This window comes from Zooshikella sp. RANM57 (genome assembly GCF_050749885.1).
In the GTDB taxonomy this organism is placed as follows: domain Bacteria; phylum Pseudomonadota; class Gammaproteobacteria; order Pseudomonadales; family Zooshikellaceae; genus Zooshikella.
The window spans coordinates 1-474 of sequence record NZ_JBOIUB010000061.1 but is presented as its reverse complement, the minus strand read 5'-3'; the positions used below and the strand labels follow the sequence as shown (position 1 = coordinate 474).

General features: G+C 27.4%; 1 protein-coding gene. It reads left to right on the top strand.

Features of this window, described 5'->3' with window-relative positions:
• Positions 1-319: 319 nt before the first annotated feature.
• Positions 320-474 (top strand): hypothetical protein (locus ACQ96U_RS27130; RefSeq protein ID WP_431724402.1); only part of this gene is annotated, 155 nt, incomplete at its 3' end.

The window sequence follows — 474 nt, the reverse complement described above, 5'->3', positions numbered from 1 at the left end:
TCTGGATGATGGATTGATATAAGATCACCCCCACAGATAACTCCTCAAAGAAAGACATCATTAAATCAACATCAAGCTATTTAATTAAAACAATAAATCAGATCTTAATTAATGGATTTGTTTTTTTGTTAAGTATTTTTCTATGCATTATTTTAATTTAAAAAATAATAAAACACTACAAATAAAGATTAAAAATAAAATCAGGAAAATAAATAAATTAATTAATTAAAAAATAAATAGAAAATAAATTAAATTAAATAAAAAATAAAATAAATAAATAAATTAAATACTGTCTGTTATAGGGGGTAGGGATACACGCATGGTTGACGCATACACCCATAGGCTCATGGAATGTACATTCCATGAGCAATCTTCAGAAAGAGTTTCTCAAGCTTTAACAAAAGCTAAGATTCCTCATGAAGTACTGAACGCTAAGTTCCATGCCAGAGAAGCAGAGATTATTTCTCAGGCAGG